Genomic DNA, 18,636 nt, shown 5'->3' on the forward strand with positions numbered 1-18,636 from the left:
TGCGTCCTTGTTGTTGGGAGCGGGGTGTATTGAGTCGGGTTGTCATGGGCGTCAGAGGCTGAGGGTCAGGCTCACCGTAACGTTGCGCGGTTCGCCAGGCGCGACCCAGTAATTGCTGTAGGAGCGCTCGTAGTATTTTTCATCGAAAATGTTGTTCAGGTTCAGACCCACCGTGACGTTCTCGCTGGCTTTGTAATGCGCCAGCAGGTCTACGGTCTGGTAGGCCGGCAACTCGAAGTCAGCGCCCGACTGCCCCGAGCGGTCGCCGACGTAGGTATACGCCGCGCCCACGTCCGAGCCGCGCAACGCGCCTTCCTGGAACTCATAGACGCCCAGCAGGCTGCCGCTGTGTTTGGCGACACCGAGGATCCGACTGCCGGAGGGGATGGTCTGGTCGCCCTTGGTCACTTCGGCGTCAATGTAGGCGAAGGCACCGATGACCCGAATGGCCTCACTGACCTGCCCGGTCAATTGCAGATCCAAGCCCTGGCTGCGAGCCTTGCCCACCGCACGATTGGTGTCGGTGCCCGGATCCAGCGCGAGAACGTTTTCTTTTTCGATATGAAAGGCGGCGAGGGTCGTGCTCAGGCGATCGTCGAACAGTTCGCTCTTGATCCCGACTTCATAGCCGACGCCTTCTTCCGGGTCGAAGGTTTTGCCGGCGGCATCCAGTCCATTGTTGGGCTTGAACGAGGTGGAGGCGTTGGCGAACAGGCCGACCTGCGGTGTGAGTTGATAAAGCAACCCGGCGCGGTGAGTGAAAGCGTCCTGGCGCTGCCCGGAGGTGGCGTTGGTGGTGAAATCATCGACCTGCTGATCGAAGTGCTCGTAGCGTGCCCCGATCATGCCGCGCAGCTTGTCGGTAAAGACAATCTGGTCCTGCAGGTTCAGCGCGCGGCTTTCGACATGCTCGTAAAAATCAGTACCGGAGCGTGCGCCGGCGGGTTTCGGTTGGCCGTAGACCGGGTTGTAGATGTCGATGGCGTAGGGGCTGCCGGCGATGGTCGTGACGCGCTCGTTCTTGCGATAGTTCTCGTACTCGGTGCCGATCAGCACTTCGTGCTCGACCCCCATACCATCGAGACGACCGCGTAATTCCAACTGGGTGATGCTGTCATGCCAGTTGTTGTCGCGCTCCCGATAACGCCGATTGACCGTGTGCCCGTCGGCATTCAACGGGCGCGCCTCGCTGGCAAAACCCGACATCTCGCCCTGTTTGTAATGGCTGGCCAGACGCAGTGACCAGATATCGTTGAGCTGGTGGTCCAACGCGAACTGGACCATGTTGTTGTCGTTATCGATGTCATCGTCCGGCTCACCGAGGAAGGTCGAGCGAGACACGCCGCTCCAGGTGTTGTTGGGGGCGACCACGCCCCGGTCGAAAGTCGATGTGTGGCGCACGAATTCGGTTTCCACCAGCAGACGGGTGTCTGGGTTCAGTTGCCAACTGAAGGACGGGGCGACAAACACCCGTTTGCTTTCTACATGGTCACGAAAGCTGTTGTTGTCTTCCACGGCCAGATTGACCCGCGAGAGCAGATTGCCTTCTTCATCCAGCGGGGTGTTGACGTCCAGCGCGGTGCGATAGCGATCCCAACTGCCTGCGCTGGTCTGCAAGGTGGTAAAGGCTTCACGCTGGGGTTTCTTGGTGACGATATTGACCGTGCCGCCCGGATCGCCACGCCCGTACAGGCTGGCGGCGGGGCCTTTCAGCACTTCGATACGCTCGATATTTGCGGCATCCGGCGTGGCAGGGTAGCCGCGGTTGGCGCTGAAGCCGTCCTTGTAAAATTCGGAAGTGGTAAAGCCCCGGATGCTGTACTCGTAAAGCGTCAGACCGCCGAAGTTGTTCTGCTTCGACACGCCGCCGGCGAAATCCAGCGCACGCTCGACGCTGTTGCTGCCAAGGTCCTTGAGCACCGAGGCAGGCACCACGCTGATCGACTGCGGGATATCCGCGATGGCGGTATCGGTTTTGGTGGCCGTGGCCGAGCGGGTAGCGCGATAGCCCTGGACCGGGCTGGTCGCCGTCTCGTACTGATAGTCGGACGTGACGTTGACGCTTTCCAGTTCTATGGTCTGCGGGCTTTCCTCCGCGTAACCCGTATTGCCCAAAACGCCGATTGCCAAGCCTGCCAGAGACGCGATTCTACGAGACGACATGTGAGACTTCCTGATGATAATAGATACAATATAACATCTCCGTTGAGAATTATTGTTGTTTGTTGCTGGGGATGTAACATCGGGCTGATCAGTAGGGGGGGCGATCCTTGCAACTCAGCGCTCAGGTGGGGGACTACGTCGTACAACTTCGCTGGGCCTTGAAAATGCAATATGCGTCAACCCGGCTATTGAGGTCGGCGAACCTCTCGCCTGTGATTCCTGTGTGCTCTGGAGAGCCAATGACGTTTCCAATACTCGCCGCTGCCCAATTCTGCTCTGCACGGGGAGCTATCGAGCACAACCTCTCCGGGCACCTGGCGTTCATGCAACGGGCAGCTGAACAGGGCGCCACTTACCTGCTGTTTCCAGAGTTGTCACTCACAGGCTACGAACCGGATCTGGCTCGCGAACTCGCCCTGCTTGCCGACGATGTGCGTCTGGCGCCGCTCGCGGCACTGGCGGTGAAGTTGCGATTGACGACCACCCTTGGCGTGCCGCTCAAGGGGCCGGACGATAGCGTCCTGATTGGCGCATTGACCTTCACCGCTGCGGGCGATGTCATCGCCTATGCCAAGCAATACTTGCATCCCGGTGAAGACGTGGTGTTTAGCGCAGGCAATGCGGACTGCTATCTGCCACTTGGTCAGCAGCGGATCGGTCTGTGCGTGTGTGCAGACTTTGCCCACGCCGAGCATGCGCGCCGCCTGGCGCAAGGCGGAGCCTGGGTGTACGCAGCCAGTGTGCTGATCTCGCCGGGAGGCTATGACTACGACGCCGGACTGCTTTCGGGGCATGCCCGCCGCCACTCGCTGCCGGTGTTGATGGCCAATCATGGAGGGCCGACTGGCGGCTGGCAGTCGGCGGGGCGCAGTGGTCTGTGGGACGAGGAAGGGCGTTGGGTCGGCGGGATGGAAGGTGAAGGAGGTGGTCTGGTAGTCGCGACCCGCCAGCACGAGGGCTGGCAGGTCAGGGCGGTTACGCTGGAGTAAGACGTTTCACGCGCCCATGGCAGTGTCCGGCTTGAGCCCGGGTTCGTTATGCGAGCGCGAAAGGGTCTCTGGCACGGCCAGCCACAACAGGCAGAACGCTACCGCTGCCACACCGGCAAGGGTCAGAAATGCCGCGCTGTAACCTGCCGCATGCACGACAAAACCCGCCAGGCTATTGCTCAGCGCTGCACCCAGCCCGAACAGCGTGGACAGCGCACCCAGACTCACGTTGAAACGCCCGCTGCCTTGAGTGAGGTCCTTGACCATCAATGGGAACAGGGCACCGAACAGGCCCGCACCGATGCCGTCGAGCATCTGCACCGCTACCAGCCAATAGGGATCATCGGAGAGGGTGTAAAGCACACCGCGAATCGGCAAGAACAGAAAACCGGCCAGCAGCAGCGGCTTGCGCCCCCAGACATCCGCTTTCATACCTACCAGCAGCGCGGCTGGCACCATCACCAGTTGGGCCGCGACGATGCACGCTGAAGTGAGCGGTGTCGCCATTTGCATGTTGATCTGTGACAGCTTCTGACTCACCAGCGGCAGCATCGCTGCGTTGGCCAGATGAAACAGGGCGCAGCAGATACCAAACATCAGCAGCGGCTTGTTGCTCAACAGTGCAGAAAGCCCCGACGGCTGATGACCACTGACGTCGTGACTGGCGTCGAAGCCCCGAGCCACGTCGTGATCGATGGCGTCTGCGGAAACGAAGCTGACCGCGACAATACTCGCCAGCGCCATTGCGGCCATCAGGTAAAACACCGCAATAGGGCCGAATAGATAGGCGAAGCCGCCAGCCAGAAGGGCTGCGCAGGCGTTACCAGCGTGGTTGAACGTTTCGTTGCGTCCGGTACGGCGGGTAAACGCTTTTGGCCCGGTGATGCCCAGCGAAATGGCCGCGATGGCCGGTGCAAATACCGAGGCCGCAATGCTGCTCAACGCCTGGGTCAGGGCGACAATGGAAAAGGACGAGGTAAACGGCAGAATCACGCAACTCAGCGTCACCAACAAGGCCGCCACACCAATCATGGCGCGCTTGTAGGGCGTACGGTCGATCAGCGCCCCGGCAGGTGTCTGGGTCAGCAGCCCGGCAATGCCGGCGATGGTCATCACCACACCGATGCTGGCCGGGTCCCATTTGTGCACCGCCAGCAGGTAGATCGCCAGATACGGGCCCAGGCCATCGCGCACATCGGCAAGGAAGAAATTCAGGCTGTCCAGTGAAAGGGTGTTGCGGCGATCTGCATGACTGACCAAGAGTGAAGTTCCTGTAATTCGTCCGACTCCAGGCAACCGAGTCACGGGTAATACTGACCCGGGCCGTTTTGAAGAAGTTTCCGCACCGAAGATGAAATTTAGGCTTCAAATGCTCTTTTTCTGCAGGCTTTTCAGTCGCTGGGTCGCGCGTTGCACGGCAGCCATTTTTTCTGGCCGCTTCATGCGCTTCCACTTGCGGATATCGTCCTTGGTACGCCCGCAGCTCACACACAGATCGCCGCTGAGCTGGCATACGGAAATGCACGGGTTTTCGATGTCCTTGGCCATGCTCAACCTCGTCTGGCGTATTTGCGTTTGATGCGCTGCTGCCAGTCGCCCGCGTTCTCGCGCAGGCACTGCTCTTCGCAGTCGACATGCACATGAGCCGCTGGATTCGACAGGCTGACCTGTGCATCGTCAAGTGCCTCTACCGTAAGACCGATCATCCGCTCGCCCAACCCGCGCTCCAGTGCAGCGTTCTTGTCAGCCAGCGTGTCAAACACCCATACCACCTGCAGGCTGGCCGGGAACGCCGCGTAATCGACTTCATGAGTCAGCCAGCAAAAACCGGGCATCTCGGCCTTGGCGGTCTCGCAGGCGTGCGTCAGTGCGCTCACCAGACGCCGATCTGTCTGGGCCTGTTCGCGTTTGCTGGATGGCATGGGGGACCCTGGGCCGTGGAAAAGGAGTGGCGCAAGATACCTTATTGCAGGCGTGTGCCGAAGCGTGGGAGGCGGTATATCTTCAGGCGAAGTCTGATCTCACACGGCCATCATTCAAGCTATGCAGCGTTATCTTGTAGGATGACGTTCGGCCGCAAGGCCGGCGCCATTCCAAAAATAACAAGGAGACGCATGATGGATTTCTCAACCTCAAGCCCCGCTCTAGAGCCAAGCCGTCGGAGCTTTCTGAAAAAATCGCTGGCCGTTTCAGCAACCGTTGCCGCCATCGGCGCATTGCCGCGTCTTTCCAGCGCTCAGCCGCTGACCCAGCGCTATCCCGACCCGTTGGTCCGTGTGCTGGATGACAGCTTTACTGACATACGAATATTCAATGCCAGCGTCGAGAAGCTGGCCAGCGGCATGCGCTGGGCCGAAGGGCCAGTGTGGATCGGAGACGGTCGCTACTTGCTGGTCAGCGATATCGCCAACAATCGCATCATGCGCTGGGACGAGGTAACGGGTGAGCTGTCGGTGTACCGCGAGCACTCGAACTTTTCCAATGGCATGTGCCGCGACCGTCAGGGTCGGTTGCTGGTTTGTGAGGGGTCGAGCACCACCACCGAAGGGCGGCGGGTGACGCGTACCGAGTACAACGGGCGTATCACCGTGCTGGCCGACAGCTTCGAGGGCAAACCTTTCAATTCGCCCAACGACATCGCCTGCAAACGTGATGGTTCTATCTGGTTCACCGACCCTACCTTTCAGGCCGAAAGCAACTATGAAGGTCAAAAGGTCAAGCAGGAGCAACCCTTCGGCGTCTATCGCATAGACCCCTCGAACGGCAAGGTCTCCAGGGTTATCGATGATCTGGCCGGTCCGAATGGTCTGTGCTTTTCGCCGGACGAGAAAACCTTGTATGTGGTCGAAGGGCGGGCCAAACCCAATGGCCTTATCTGGGCTATAGCGGTCAAGGAAGATGGCACGCTGGGCGAACGGCGCAAGCACATCGAAGGTCTGGACTACGCGGCCATCGACGGCATCAAGTGCGACGAAAGCGGCAATCTGTGGTGCGGCTGGGGCGGCAATGGTGACCCCAAGGCGGATATGGAGAAACTCGACGGCGTGCGCGTGTTCAACCCTCAAGGCAAGGCCATCGGCCACATCAGCCTGCCCGAACGCTGCGCCAACATCTGCTTCGGCGGGCGAGAGGGTAATCGGCTGTTCATGGCCAGCAGCCATTCGCTTTATTCGGTGTTCGTCAACGCGCGCGGTGCCACGTTTGCCTGACGGTGTGTGACCCGATGACGGCGCCTGGCATGACGCGTCGTCAATCGGGTCGAACCCCCCNCCTGTAATCACTTTCAGGGATAGTTAATTATGTCGGCGCAACGCGGCCTTGTTCTACTTGCACGGGGCGGTTATGCCGCCCGTGGTGTTGTTTATCTGATTATCGGTCTGTTCGCGGTACTGGCGGCGCAAGGCTCATCGCAGCCTGCCGACAGCCACAGCAGTCTTGAAGCGCTGTTGAGCCAGCCATTCGGCGGTGTTCTGGTCGGGGTGGTGATCGTCGGCCTGCTGGCGTTTGCGGCATGGCGTGTCTTGCAGGCTACCCGGGACGTTGATCATCATGGCCGCGAATTCAAAGGGCTGGTGATTCGCGGTGGTCTGTTGGTGGGCGGCTTTACGTACGGCGCACTGGCGTTCTTCGCCCTTGGCCTGCTGGTCAGTGGGCTGAAGAGCTCCGGTGGCTCATCGGACGGTGGTCAGGCCAAGGACCTGCTGGCAGCCATTCTGTCCTGGGATCACTCCAATCTGCTGGTCTACGTGGTCGCCCTGGTGCCCTTGGGGTTGGGCATTGTGCACATCATCAAGGGCTGCAAGGCTTCCTTCGAGAAGTATTTCGAGGCCGACGAGGACGTCATGAAGTACGTGCGTCCGGTATCGCGCTTCGGCTTGATCGCCCGGGGCGTGGCATTCATTGAAATTGCCGTGTTACTGGCGGTAAGCGGTTCCAGTTATCAGGCCATGCACCCGCCGGGCATGAAGGACGCGCTCAACGGTTTGCAGGATTTGCCCGCAGGTGGCCTGGTATTGCTGATTGTGGCGCTCGGGCTGATTGCGTTTTCGGTATACAGCTTCGCGCAGGCGGCCTGGCGCCGGATCAATATGGACGTGCCTGATGCGCCGGAAGCCGTGGCGCGTCATTTCCGCTGATCACCATATTTGATAGAGGACTGCTTGACGTCTCAGGTCAGGCAGTCCTTTTTAGTGGCTCCTGCCAGTAAAAAAACGTGACCTACTTCTCAAGTCGCCCTTGGCGCAGCCGACATTCTCTTTAGCGCTCCGATCATTTTCCGGACTGACGTTCTCGACGCGGGCCCGGATCAGATTCAGCGCAATAAAAATAAAGAGGATAGCCATGACCATTCTTCAGCGAGTGATCGGTGGATTTGCTGTGCTGGTAGTACTGCTGCTTGCCATGGCAGGTATCAGCTATCAAAGCACCCATTCCATAAGCGATCGGATAAGCGTCATCACAGGGCAGTCCGCACCCTTGAGCAGGGCGGCGAGCGAGCTTTACGTGCATGTGCTGCGCGCCAATCAGGCACTGCTCGGGATCCTGGTCAGCAATGATCCCAGACAGATCGACGATGGCAAACAGCCCTTCAACGACAGCATGGCTCGGTTCAATCAGCTGCTGGACAGCACGCCTGCCTATATTGGCGATCGTTCCGAACTGCGCGACAACCTGAACCAGCAGCGCCAACTGAGTGCTGCCTATGCCGAGCAGGCGCAGACGCTGATTGCCAGCCATCGACAGCACGTTCTGCAGACAATTCAGAGCCGAGTGTTGCAGGGCTACAGCAACAGTCAGGGCGCGCAACTGACCGGTTATCTTCGTGACTACATTGCCCGCGAGCGCAACGCCGGTTCCGCCGAAACTGTGGCAGCGGGGGAAAAGCTTTTACTGGAAGTCGGCAAATCCTACGAAGGTCTGGCTGCCCATGCCGCCACACCGAATATTCAGGCCTTGCAGCGCGTGCTCAACCTGCAGGATGAGGTGATAAGCACCCGCACACGGGAGCTCATCGCAGCCGACCCGCGTGCTGGCCGGATTGCCGGCGTGATGGTCAACCGCCTGCTTAATGATCTGACCGGCAGCGACGGCGTTTATCAGGCCTACAGGCAGGAAGCGGCGCTCGCCGAGCAGGTCGACAAACAGCGCCAGGCAGCGGAAACCCGTCTTCAGGCAACGCTGGACAAGATTGGCGAGTTCGGCAATCAGTCACTGGCGGTGGCCAATGAGGCCAAGGCCGGGGCGGATTCGACCATTGCCACCAGCCTTAGCCTGTTGCTGATCGCCTGCCTGCTGGCCGTCATGGCGGCAGCGATCATCGGCACATGGGTCGCCTTCAGCCTGCGTCGCCCTCTGGCGGCGTTTCGCGAGGTTTTGAAGACTCTCACCGGTGGCGACATGCGGGTACGTTTCGACGTTAGCCGTCGCGATGAGTTTGGTGAGTTGGGTGGTTATCTCAATGAATTCACCCAGTCGTTGCAACAGACGTTTCGTCAGTTGATCGGGTCGGCCGATACCCTGGCGCTGACCGCCAGCCAGAACGCGCAGATCAGTGAGCAGACGACCCGCGTGGTCGACCAGCAAAAGGATCGGCTCAACTCTGCCGCGTCAGCCATGAATGAAATGGAAAGCACGGTCGAGGAAGTGGCCCGTCGGGCTCAGGACACACGCGGCGCGGTGGACAGCACCAGTGAGCTGACCGGAAAGGTGCAAAAGCGTGTGGCTGAAACCATCGTCAACATTCGCCAGCAGGCTGAACAGGTCAACAAGGCGTCTGCGGTGACCGACGAATTGCAGAAATACGGGCAGAACATCGACGGTATCGTCGACGCCATTCGCACCATTGCCGAACAGACCAACCTGCTGGCGCTCAACGCAGCCATCGAAGCGGCGCGGGCTGGCGAGCAGGGCAGGGGCTTTGCGGTGGTGGCCGATGAGGTGCGCTCGCTGGCCAGTCGCACACAGACCTCCACCAGCGAGATCCAGGAAATGATCGGCCAGATGCAGAGCAAGATCCATTCGGCGGTAGAGGTGATGAACGAAAGCCAGATCCAGTCCGACCATTGCGTAACACTGGCCTCCGGCGCTGATCAATTGCTGGTGGAAATGGGCGAGGCGGTGGATACGATTCGCGACATGAACATTCAGATCGCTGCGGCCACCGAGCAGCAAAGCGCAACGGTGCAGGAGACCAGTCGCATGGTCACGCACATCAACGATTCTGCCCAGCAGGCCGCCGACGGTGCTGAGCAATCGGCAATCAGCAGTCAGGATCTGTCGAAAATGGCCAGGGATCAGCGCGAGCTGCTCCATCATTTCAGCGTTTAACGCCCCGGGAGTCAGAACATGAAACAGTGGTTATCGATTTCCCTGAGTGCGAGCCTGCTGTTCGCTGGCCTGGCGCAGGCAGCAACGCCGCTGATCGGTGTAGGCATGGCCAAATACAACGACAATTTCCAGACCATCCTGCGCCACGGCGTGGAGAAACAGGTAGCCCTGCTGGACGCCGACATTTTCATGGAAAACGGCCAGGACGACGTGGAGCTGCAGATGCGGCAGTTTCGCAATCTGGTGAACTCGAAAGTCGATGCCATCGTGGTCGCGATGGTGAGTGGCAAAAGTGCGCCGGAAATGATGCGTCTGGCCAATGAAGCCAAGGTTCCTCTAGTATTCGTCAACCGTAATCCGGAACCTGCCAAATGGCCTGCGCTGACGGCGTTCGTCGGCTCTGACGAACTGGAGTCCGGCACCCTGCAGATGGAAGAGCTGGCCCGCCGCGCCAATTACAAGGGCAATGTGGTGATTCTGGTCGGCGACCCGAGCAACAAATCATCGGTCATGCGCACCGAGGACGTGGAGAAGGTGGTCGCCAAGTACCCGGACATGAGGGTCGTGCAGAAGAAAATCGGCAACTGGGAGCGCAGTCAGGCTGCGACCATCGTGATTGAATGGGTCAAGCAGGGCGTGGACTTCTCCATCGTCGCCGCCAACAATGACGAAATGGCCATTGGGGCAATCATGGGGCTGGAAAAAACCGGCAAAAAGGCGGGTGATTATCTGGTGGGCGGGATCGATGGCACCCCGGACGGTTTGAAGCTGATGGCCGAAGGCAAGATGGCGGTGAGCGTGTTCCAGGATGCGCTCGGGCAGGCCAACGGCGCAGTGGATGCCGCGATGCGCATGGCGCGCGGCGAAACCCTGGCGTCCCCGGTCATCTGGGTGCCGTTCAAGCTTATTACTCCGGAAAACCGTCAGCAGTTCGAGTAGTGTGCAGGTTACAAACGTGTGGCGCTGTGCGTCACACGTTTGTGTCCTTGCTGCACACTCGGGATCGAACGTGGAGTAGGCCGCGCTTACCGGCAAGTCAGACCCGAATATCCTGTGGTCCGCGGATCTGGGCTTCGATGCGTGTGCCGGTCAGGCGCTCTTCGTTGGAGAAGCCGTCGTAGCTGGACAGATCGCCAAAACGGATACCGGTGAGTTGCTCGATCTGCGCCACGCTGCGTTGCCAGGTTTTGAGCGGGCCGAACATGATGTCCAGCTTACCCAGCTCGCGGGTCTGGTCGATCATATAGGCGCTGGCCGAAGGCTTGCCGTCATCGCCGAGAAACGCCACGACTTTCCAGAATGCCGAAGGGATTTTGACATTGCGGTAGCTGCGGTCGTCGTCGCGCAGCACGGGGCCGGTAAACACCGTTACCCGTGACTTCCAGCGTCGTGTGTTGTCGAGAATGTAGTCCTCCAGCTCCAGCCAGGTCTTCTGATTGAACGCACCCATCTGCGGCGAGCAGTTGGTGAAGTGGAAGGTATCGCTGTTGGCAACTTCGGCTTCCTTGCCCCAGTTAGGGTCCTGACGCCGAACCAGATGGCCGCGATCCAGCAGGTTGTCGGCGTACACACTTTCGCCAATCTGCGCCTCGGCGGGCAGGCGACCGTCAAATGCCCAGGAATCCTTGCTGCGTTTGACCTCTACGCTGTTGGCACCATCAATGTTGACGCCGACATACAGCGCCAGACGCCGACTGCGCGACATGGTGATGGAAAAGTGCGTGTAATCGAGGCGATTACCGGTGTTCTTTAACGGGTAGACATCAGGCGCAAGTTCTTCGTCGGTGGTCGGCCAGGGCACGATGAAATCACCAAGGAAGTTCTCGGCGTAGCCGGTGCGTTTTTTCAAGTCGCTTGCCGGTGTAGTGCGTGGTGCGGCCAACGCCTGAGGTTCCAGCAGCGTGGTAGTCGACGTCAGCGGTTTGAGGTCGGCAAGGCGGGGCCGGTAGGCGAGATCGATGGCGAACTTCTTGTCAGGCACGGTGCTGGCTCCTGTGTGTGGATTGAATGTCCTCAGTTCACCATAGACGCGTTACAGAGCGGCGTCAGGCCTGACGTTCAACGTGATCGTCTGCGGATTCGGCAATATCCGTTAAATAAGCTTAAGTATCTGGCAACGTGCGTCGATAAGCTCTTGAATAAGAGCAATCCGCAGCTCGCGTTATTTCATTGACCGGAGGGGCTACAGGATGTCGATAAAACTACGTCTGTTCTTGCTGATAGGCACCAGTGTGCTGACCGTCATGATCATCAGCCTGGTCAACTACCTGGGTAATACGCGCATGGAGGCGGCGATGCTCGACAGTGAAGTCAGCATGGCTGCACTGGGCAATCACCTCGAAGCCGACATGATGCACGATGCGCTGCGCGCCGATGTGCTGTCAGCGATGCTGTTCGGCCTGGGCAAGAGCAACAGTACGCGTGACGAAGTGCAGGCATCCCTCAAAGAGCATGCCGCGCTGTTTCGCAAGGTCGTGGGCGATAACCTGCAATTGCCGCTCACTGATGCCATCAAGGCAGAGCTGAGCAGGATAAAGCCAAGCCTCGACGCTTATATCAGCGCAGGCGAGCGAATTGTCGGGCTGGCCATCGACAGCCCGGACCGCGCGCAGCAAGAGCTGGGTACTTTTTCCAGTGCCTTCACGCAGTTGGAGGGGCAGATGTCGAGCTTGAGTGACCTGATCGAGGACAACGCCAAAGCCAGCGGCGAACGCACCCGTCAGACCACTCTTAGTGCCAATGTCACCTTGTTAGTCGTGCTTTCGATCAGTATTTTGCTGCTGCTGGTGCAGGGGCATTGGGTGACGCGCAGCATCATGATCCCGCTCGCGTCCGCCAGCCGTATTGCCGACAGTATTGCCCATGGCAACCTGCGCGAACCCATCGCCGAGTCAAGTGGCCGTGACGAAGCCAGCATGCTGATTCGCAGCCTGGCGATCATGCAGCGTGACCTGCGCAGCATGATCGAAGTGGTGCGCAGCAATGCCAATGACGTCAGTGGCATGAGCCGTCAGCTCAGCAGTGGTTGCCATGAGGTGGCCGACAGCAGCCGGCAACAGAGTTCAGCAGCCGGCACCATGTCGGCGGCGACCAGCGAGATGACCGCAAGCATTGAAGAAATCACCCGACATGCGGGGCAGGCACTGGATATGGCCAGTCAGGCAGAATCCTTGGCCAAGAACGGCGGTAAGGTGATCCATCAGGTGGTCAGTGACATGGACAGCATTGCCCGTTCGGCACAGCAGTCGGCTCAGGTGATCCGCACGCTGGACAAGGATTCGGAAGGCATCTTCAATATTATTCAGGTCATCAAGGGCATTGCCGACCAGACCAACCTGTTGGCGCTCAACGCGGCCATCGAAGCTGCCCGCGCTGGCGAGCAGGGCCGTGGTTTTGCCGTGGTGGCCGACGAGGTGCGCAGCCTGGCAGGGCGCACCAGTGCTTCCACTCAGGAAATAACCACCATGGTCGCGCGCATTCAGCAGAGCACCCGCGAGGCGGTTACCAGCATGGAAGCCGGCGTGGCCCAGGTCGACAAGGGCATGGCGGTCACCGCTGAAGTGGAGCGTGCGATCAGCGATATCCTGGATGCCACATTGAGCACCACGCAGTTGGTCAATGACATCACCCGTACCATTGGCGAGCAGAGCCTGGCCAGCAACGAAATCGCCCATCAGGTAGAAATGATTGCCAGCATGTCCGAGGGCAATAGCCGTGTCATCGGCCAGACAGCCAGTACCACTGATGAACTGTCGTTGATGGCCGGGCAGCTTTCACAATCGGTTGATCGCTTTCAACTGTGATATCAAATTGCCCAGCTCTGCAGTACTCTGCGGCGCGAAAAGCGCCGCGAGCTGTGTGGTCGAAGTTTTCCGCCTCCGCTGAAGGCGAACGCATTAAAGCTTTGGTCGCGACAGACGTTAACCATCGCATGAGAATCACCCTTGTACCCAGGAGCAGGAAAATGCAGACGTTAAAGGCTTTGTACGAGTCAGTTGAAAAGCAGTTTTTCAACACGCTGACCAAGAAGCTATCAAGCCTTTTCCTGCTGGTCCTGGTCAGCGCCTTTCTGTATTGGGTGGCGCTGAACATTCGTTCCGATATCATGCTGCAATTGCGCGGCACGCAAACGGACCCTGCCGCGCTGGGCGTGATCCAGAGTCAGCTCGATCTGCTGAGCAACGCAATTCTGCTGAGCACCCTGTTCACGCTGGTCATGGTCAGCTTCATGGTGTGGTATTTCCGCCACCTGATCGTGCGTCCGGTGATGTCCATGACTCGCGCGCTCGAAGAGGTCGCCAGTGGCGAAGGTGATCTATCAAGGGATCTGCCGCTGCTCACCCATGATGAAATTCGCGGGCTGGCCAGTACCTGCAATCTCTTTCTGGCCAAACAGCGCGAGATCATCAGCAGCATTCAGGGGCTGACTGTGCAGATCGCCGTCGAGTCGGCGCGTTCGCTGAAGAACATCAGTGACTCCAGCGACAGCGCGACCGATCAGGCACGCTTCGCCAGAGAAGTGATGGACCAGAGCAATATGGCAGTGGGCAGCATCGAGGATGTTTCGCAGCAGACCCAGGGTATTTCCAGCACCACTGCGCAGAATCTGAGCATGGCACGCGACTCTTACGCCGAACTGCTTGAGGTGACCGGCAATATCAGCCAGATATCCACCAGTCTCAACGAGTTCGGTGGGCTGGTCTCCGGCCTGAATGAGCGTTCATCAAGCATCAAGTCGATTGTCGGGCTGATTCAGCAGATTTCTTCGCAAACCAACCTGCTGGCGCTCAATGCGGCCATCGAAGCGGCGCGGGCGGGGGAGAGTGGTCGAGGTTTTGCGGTGGTGGCCGACGAGGTGCGCACGCTGGCGCAAAACGTCAGCAAAGCCACTGACGACATCTCGCGCAACATCGATGCGATGCTTCAGGAAGTCAGTTCCACACACGAACAGACCATCCAGATCAGCCACAGCGCCCGTGAAACCCAACTGGTGGTGGAGCGCGCATCCGGCCATTTCGAGAGCATGATCGGCGATTTCGAGTCGACCAACGACAAGCTCGCCGACATCGCTGCACACATTCAGCAGTTCGCCTCTACCAACACGGGGATCAATGAACGGGTAACGCGGATCTATTCCGATAGCCAGGCCATCGATCAGCGCATGCAGCACTCCGCAACGGCCACTCGGGATCTTTCCAGTGTGGCTGAGCAGGTGCAGGCGCTGCTGGGGCGTTTCGTGCTTGGGCATGGCGAACTGGATGCGGCGATCACTCGCGCCAGTCAGTGCCGTGACATTCTGCAAGTACGCCTGGCCGAGCTGCACAAACAGGGCGTCAATCTGTTCGATCAGAGTTACAAGCTGATTCCGGGCACAGACCCCAAACAATACACCACCGGTTACACCGAGCGTTTTGCGCAAGTCTGCCAGGAAGAATGCGACAAGCTGACCAAGGGCACACGCGGCGGCAAGGTCACCTTCATCGTCGACAGCAAAGGCTATTGCCCGGTCAACAACAGTTGGGTATCGCAAAAGCCTACCGGCAACCGCGAAGTCGATCTGCCGGTGTGCCGCAACAAACGCATGTTCTCCGACCCGATTGGTCTGCGCGCCGCAGGCAACAAGCAGCGTTTTCTGTTGCAGACTTATTTGCGCGATACCGGGGAGATCATGACCGAAATCGATGTGCCGTTCTTTTTCGAGGGGCGCCACTGGGGCAACTTGCGGATGGGCTTCGACGCAGCGCTGCTGTTGGGCAAGTGACCCAAGATGCCAGGGCCTGCGCCATGCGCAGGCTGATGGCGTTTTTCAGCCCAGAAGGTGTTGGGAGATGTACCTGGATATCTGAACGATTGAGGTCTTGCCGGTGAATTCGAATTTTACCTTGCCGACCGCCGAGAAGTAGATTTCCAGTTCAGAGTCCAGGTCGAACGTACCCGACGTCTCGACCGACCACGCCACGATGTTCTTGTACGGCAAGGAGGTGAAGTCCTTCTTGCTGCCTGTCAGCCCCTGGACGTTGACCGCAATGATGCGTTTGCTCGTGAACACTACGCCATCACGCATGGACTTGTAGGCATCGATAACCTCTTCGCCGTCGAGCAGCAGGTCCTTGACCCGGTCCGCGTATTCGTCATTCTGTTTGAGTTTGAAGAAGCCCTTGTTGTTGAAGTCGATCATCTGTCTATCCTTGAATATCTGTTCGGGGGGGGACGCGACGTGCGCAGCCAGGTGTCCGAAGCCGCCGCAGAATAACATCGCTCAACCTGTCTCATGTATTTGCGACATGGATATTCAGGCTGGCCGTCCCCCAAACGACTGAACGTTTGCGCCAATAAAAGCTCCATTTTCAAGCGGCGCTGATTTCCAGAACGCCACCGGAGGTGTGACTTTGAACATTCAAGACCTGACCAAACATGTAAAGGATCAAACGGTTCGTGAACTCGATCTGATCTCCATGGAAGGCGGTTCCTACGTGCTGCACGCAAAGCTCGAGGGCAAGTCTGTGCCAGTGGAAGATTCGAGCGGAAAAACCCTGCACGTTGCTTCGGTGGAAGAGGCGCGCAAGGTGCTGTCTTCGGTCTCTGACGTAAAACTGTTCATGACCCAGGCCGTGGCGCATGACGAAATGGTCGGTCTGGACGATGTTCAGGCACAAACTTCGCGGCACGAGATACCCCTGCGCTCGAGTCTGTGATGTCGATCAGGCGTTGTTGCGCCTGATCGCAACGCACTTGATTTCGAGCAGCAACCCGGGGTGCGCCAGTTCGGCAACGCCGATGCAGGTCCAGGCGCACTGGCCACGCGGGAATATGCGGTTTTTTACTTCACGAAAGACCGCCATGTGTTCGCTCATGGCGACATGGTAAGTCGTCATGTCGACTATATCCTCGAAGGTGCAACCGCCCTCGGCGAGCACCGTGCGCAGATTCTCCCAGCAGGCGATGAACTGAGCCTCCGGGTTGAGGATGACTTCCATATCCCGCGTACGCCCCACCTGGCCCGCGCAGTACAGGGTATCCCCAACCCTGACCGCAGGTGCATAGCCTGCACGGTCCATGATCGACTGCATGGTGGACGGAATGATGAGCTCTCGGTCTGACATGTTGTAACACCTGTTCGTAACGCTTGAATGTGCAATGGCTGATCTGGTTATCGCTGTTCCGGCCTACGCCTTGGCGGCCGGTCTGGCAGCGCGCCGCGGCTTTTTCGCCGCAGTATCCGTCGTGGCGGTGGAGGTCTTGGCGGGCCGTTTAGTGGTCTTGCGTTTTTTCTTCCAGGGCGGTGTAACGCCTGCCGGGCTGGCTGGTCCGCTGATACTCATACGCATGCCGACGCAACGGCTGACCTGTTTGCTCATCCACGCCGCCTGTTTGGCGACGAACTCTTCAAGGCTCATTTCGCCGCTCTGGACCATGTCCAGCGCCTGTTCCCAGATGGCGGTGGTGCCCGGATCGGCGATGGCACGGGGCACGGCGTCGATCAGGCTGAAGGCTGCCGGTGCTGCGCACAGCGACTTGCCTTGCTTGGTCAGGTAGCCACGGTCCAGCAGGCCTTGAATGATCCCGGCGCGGGTGGCTTCGGTGCCAATGCCGGTGGTGTCCTTGAGCTTCTGTTTGAGCAGCGGGTCTTCCACCAGTCTGGCGACGTTCTTCATTGCCTTGATCAGGTCTCCCTCGGTGAACGGCTTGGGCGGCTGGGTCCAGAGGTCCTTGAGGATGACCTCGGCGACCGCACACTCGCAGCCCTGAAACAATGCCGGCAACGGCTGCGGGGCAGGCGCTTCGCGACCCTTGACCGGGGCCAGCGCTTCGGGCATCGCACGCTTCCAGCCTGGCTCGACAATCTGTTTGCCCACCGCACGCAGCGCGTGGCCTGCACAGTCGAAGTCAGCCTGGGTGCGATCGAATTCGTGGTTGGGCAGAAACTGCGCGAGGTAACGCGCCCTGATCAGGGTATACACCGCTCGCGGTTTGCCGGTCAGACGTTCTACGCCGCGCACCGCCGCGGTGGGAATGATGCCGTGGTGGGCTGTCACTTTGCTGTCATTCCAGGCCCGTGATCGACGTTGTGGGTCGAGGTGCGGCGACAGGCCTGCCAGCGCAGGGTCGGCCTTGCACAGCGCCGCGATAATGCCTGCGGCCTCACCATGCTGACTGTTCGGCAGGTACCCGCAATCGCTGCGCGGATAGGTGATGACCTTGTGGGTTTCATACAGGGACTGGGCGATGTCGAGGGTTTCCTGCGCGCCGAGCCCGAGCTTCTTCGAACAGATTTCCTGCAGGGTGCCCAGGTCAAACGGCAAAGGCGCCGCTTCGCGAATGCGCTCGGTGCGCAGCTTGACCAGTCGTGCGCTGGCCGCGCCGCGCATGTCGTGCGCAGCCTTTTGCGCAAGCGCCTGGTTCAGGCAACGGTCCTGGTCGTCGCAGGCATCCGATGGTGCGCGCCACTGGGCGATGAACGCCTGATTGTCATGCAGCAGCCTGACGTCGATAGCCCAGTAGGGCGCCGGGACGAAGTTGGCGATGCTGCGATCACGGTCTACCACCAGTCGCAGGGTCGGGGTTTGTACCCGACCTACTGGCAACACGCCCTGATAACCGGATTGTCGACCCAGCAGTGTAAACAGGCGACTCATGTTCATGCCGATCAGCCAGTCGGCGCGTGATCGACCCAGCGCCGAGTGATACAGGCTGAACGTATCGGCACCGGGCTTGAGCGCCGCCAGCGCCTTGCGGATCGAGGCGTCATCCAGTGCCGACAGCCACAAACGCTGAATCGGCCCGCGATAGCGACAGTGCTCGATCAGTTCGCGGGCGATCATTTCGCCCTCACGGTCGGCGTCGGTGGCTATCACCAGTTCCCGGGCTTCACCCAGCAGCCGCTTGACTGCCTTGAACTGGCTGGCGGTTCTGGGCTTGACCAGCATTTTCCATTTTTCCGGCACGATGGGCAGGTCTTCCAGTACCCAGCGTTTGTAACGTGCATCGTAGGCGTCGGGCGGGGCGGTTTCCAGCAGGTGGCCGATGCACCAGGTGACCGTCGCATTGGCACCCACCCAGCAGCCGTCGCCACGCCGGGTTGCGCCGAGCGCAGCCGCAATGTCTTTGGCCTGGGAAGGTTTTTCGCAGAGAAACAGCCGCATGACTACCGTCGTCG

Annotated in this window: 16 protein-coding genes and 2 pseudogenes; 10 read left to right on the forward strand and 8 right to left on the reverse strand. The window is 59.4% G+C overall.

Annotation, left to right across the window (positions count from 1 at the left end):
• Positions 1 to 51 precede the first annotated feature (51 nt).
• Complete coding sequence (locus tag AO388_RS16405; protein ID WP_058416756.1) at positions 52 to 2,163, reverse strand: TonB-dependent siderophore receptor; 2,112 nt, start codon at positions 2,161 to 2,163, stop codon at positions 52 to 54.
• Positions 2,164 to 2,402: 239 nt separating this feature from the next.
• Here AO388_RS16405 and AO388_RS16410 point away from each other — a divergent pair, with 239 nt between their 5' ends.
• Entirely contained in the window at positions 2,403 to 3,152 is a 750-nt protein-coding gene (locus AO388_RS16410) for a carbon-nitrogen hydrolase family protein (protein ID WP_054081837.1), read from the forward strand.
• A 6-nt stretch (positions 3,153 to 3,158) separates the two neighbouring features.
• Here AO388_RS16410 and AO388_RS16415 read toward each other — a convergent pair whose 3' ends face one another.
• The 3 genes from AO388_RS16415 to AO388_RS16425 all read right to left on the reverse strand — a co-directional run bounded on the left by AO388_RS16415 (position 3,159) and on the right by AO388_RS16425 (position 5,074).
• Complete coding sequence (locus tag AO388_RS16415) at positions 3,159 to 4,412, reverse strand: MFS transporter (protein ID WP_054081836.1); 1,254 nt, start codon at positions 4,410 to 4,412, stop codon at positions 3,159 to 3,161.
• Between the two features lie 105 nt (positions 4,413 to 4,517).
• Positions 4,518 to 4,700 carry a DUF1289 domain-containing protein gene (locus AO388_RS16420; RefSeq protein ID WP_003315517.1) on the reverse strand — a complete coding sequence of 61 codons (183 nt, stop codon included), beginning with the start codon at positions 4,698 to 4,700 and terminating at the stop codon, positions 4,518 to 4,520.
• A gap of 2 nt (positions 4,701 to 4,702) precedes the next feature.
• On the reverse strand, positions 4,703 to 5,074 hold the full coding sequence (locus tag AO388_RS16425) for a hypothetical protein (protein WP_003432947.1): 372 nt from the start codon (positions 5,072 to 5,074) through the stop codon (positions 4,703 to 4,705).
• A gap of 195 nt (positions 5,075 to 5,269) precedes the next feature.
• On the opposite strand from AO388_RS16425, the gene AO388_RS16430 reads away from it, so the two are divergent.
• From AO388_RS16430 to AO388_RS16445, 5 genes and pseudogenes are all read left to right on the forward strand, one after another.
• Positions 5,270 to 6,361: an SMP-30/gluconolactonase/LRE family protein gene (locus AO388_RS16430; protein ID WP_003367125.1), complete on the forward strand. Its 1,092-nt coding sequence runs from the start codon at positions 5,270 to 5,272 to the stop codon at positions 6,359 to 6,361.
• 90 nt (positions 6,362 to 6,451) lie between these two features.
• Entirely contained in the window at positions 6,452 to 7,288 is an 837-nt protein-coding gene (locus AO388_RS16435; RefSeq protein ID WP_058416757.1) for a DUF1206 domain-containing protein, read from the forward strand.
• A gap of 1,165 nt (positions 7,289 to 8,453) precedes the next feature.
• A pseudogene (locus AO388_RS30330) lies at positions 8,454 to 8,624 on the forward strand (HAMP domain-containing protein); the annotation flags it as partial.
• A 96-nt stretch (positions 8,625 to 8,720) separates the two neighbouring features.
• Positions 8,721 to 9,479 carry a methyl-accepting chemotaxis protein gene (locus tag AO388_RS30335; protein WP_371857160.1) on the forward strand — a complete coding sequence of 253 codons (759 nt, stop codon included), beginning with the start codon at positions 8,721 to 8,723 and terminating at the stop codon, positions 9,477 to 9,479.
• An 18-nt stretch (positions 9,480 to 9,497) separates the two neighbouring features.
• Positions 9,498 to 10,418 (forward strand): substrate-binding domain-containing protein, encoded by a 921-nt coding sequence (locus AO388_RS16445; protein WP_058396782.1) that lies wholly within the window; start codon positions 9,498 to 9,500, stop codon positions 10,416 to 10,418.
• Between the two features lie 97 nt (positions 10,419 to 10,515).
• Here the strand turns inward: AO388_RS16445 and AO388_RS16450 are convergent, their stop codons facing one another.
• The gene (locus AO388_RS16450; RefSeq protein WP_003432935.1) at positions 10,516 to 11,460 is read right to left on the reverse strand and encodes a DNA/RNA non-specific endonuclease; all 945 of its coding nucleotides are present in this window, start codon (positions 11,458 to 11,460) and stop codon (positions 10,516 to 10,518) included.
• 208 nt (positions 11,461 to 11,668) lie between these two features.
• Between AO388_RS16450 and AO388_RS30340 the strand changes: the two are divergent.
• From AO388_RS30340 to AO388_RS16460, 3 genes and pseudogenes are all read left to right on the forward strand, one after another.
• A pseudogene (locus AO388_RS30340) lies at positions 11,669 to 12,424 on the forward strand (MCP four helix bundle domain-containing protein); the annotation flags it as partial.
• A gap of 132 nt (positions 12,425 to 12,556) precedes the next feature.
• Complete coding sequence (locus AO388_RS30345; RefSeq protein ID WP_371857161.1) at positions 12,557 to 13,282, forward strand: methyl-accepting chemotaxis protein; 726 nt, start codon at positions 12,557 to 12,559, stop codon at positions 13,280 to 13,282.
• A gap of 161 nt (positions 13,283 to 13,443) precedes the next feature.
• Entirely contained in the window at positions 13,444 to 15,240 is a 1,797-nt protein-coding gene (locus AO388_RS16460) for a methyl-accepting chemotaxis protein (protein WP_054081831.1), read from the forward strand.
• Between the two features lie 45 nt (positions 15,241 to 15,285).
• Here the strand turns inward: AO388_RS16460 and AO388_RS16465 are convergent, their stop codons facing one another.
• Positions 15,286 to 15,657 (reverse strand): PH domain-containing protein, encoded by a 372-nt coding sequence (locus tag AO388_RS16465; protein WP_003367147.1) that lies wholly within the window; start codon positions 15,655 to 15,657, stop codon positions 15,286 to 15,288.
• A 205-nt stretch (positions 15,658 to 15,862) separates the two neighbouring features.
• Here AO388_RS16465 and AO388_RS16470 point away from each other — a divergent pair, with 205 nt between their 5' ends.
• Positions 15,863 to 16,174: a DUF6482 family protein gene (locus tag AO388_RS16470; protein ID WP_032609388.1), complete on the forward strand. Its 312-nt coding sequence runs from the start codon at positions 15,863 to 15,865 to the stop codon at positions 16,172 to 16,174.
• A gap of 6 nt (positions 16,175 to 16,180) precedes the next feature.
• Here AO388_RS16470 and AO388_RS16475 read toward each other — a convergent pair whose 3' ends face one another.
• Both AO388_RS16475 and AO388_RS16480 read right to left on the reverse strand, forming a co-directional pair.
• The gene (locus tag AO388_RS16475) at positions 16,181 to 16,582 is read right to left on the reverse strand and encodes a RidA family protein (protein ID WP_003367150.1); all 402 of its coding nucleotides are present in this window, start codon (positions 16,580 to 16,582) and stop codon (positions 16,181 to 16,183) included.
• A 63-nt stretch (positions 16,583 to 16,645) separates the two neighbouring features.
• Positions 16,646 to 18,622 carry a DNA topoisomerase III gene (locus AO388_RS16480; protein ID WP_058416759.1) on the reverse strand — a complete coding sequence of 659 codons (1,977 nt, stop codon included), beginning with the start codon at positions 18,620 to 18,622 and terminating at the stop codon, positions 16,646 to 16,648.
• Positions 18,623 to 18,636 lie beyond the last annotated feature (14 nt).

The sequence above is a fragment of the Pseudomonas sp. ICMP 10191 genome (genome assembly GCF_001467335.1).
GTDB lineage: Bacteria > Pseudomonadota > Gammaproteobacteria > Pseudomonadales > Pseudomonadaceae > Aquipseudomonas > Aquipseudomonas cerasi.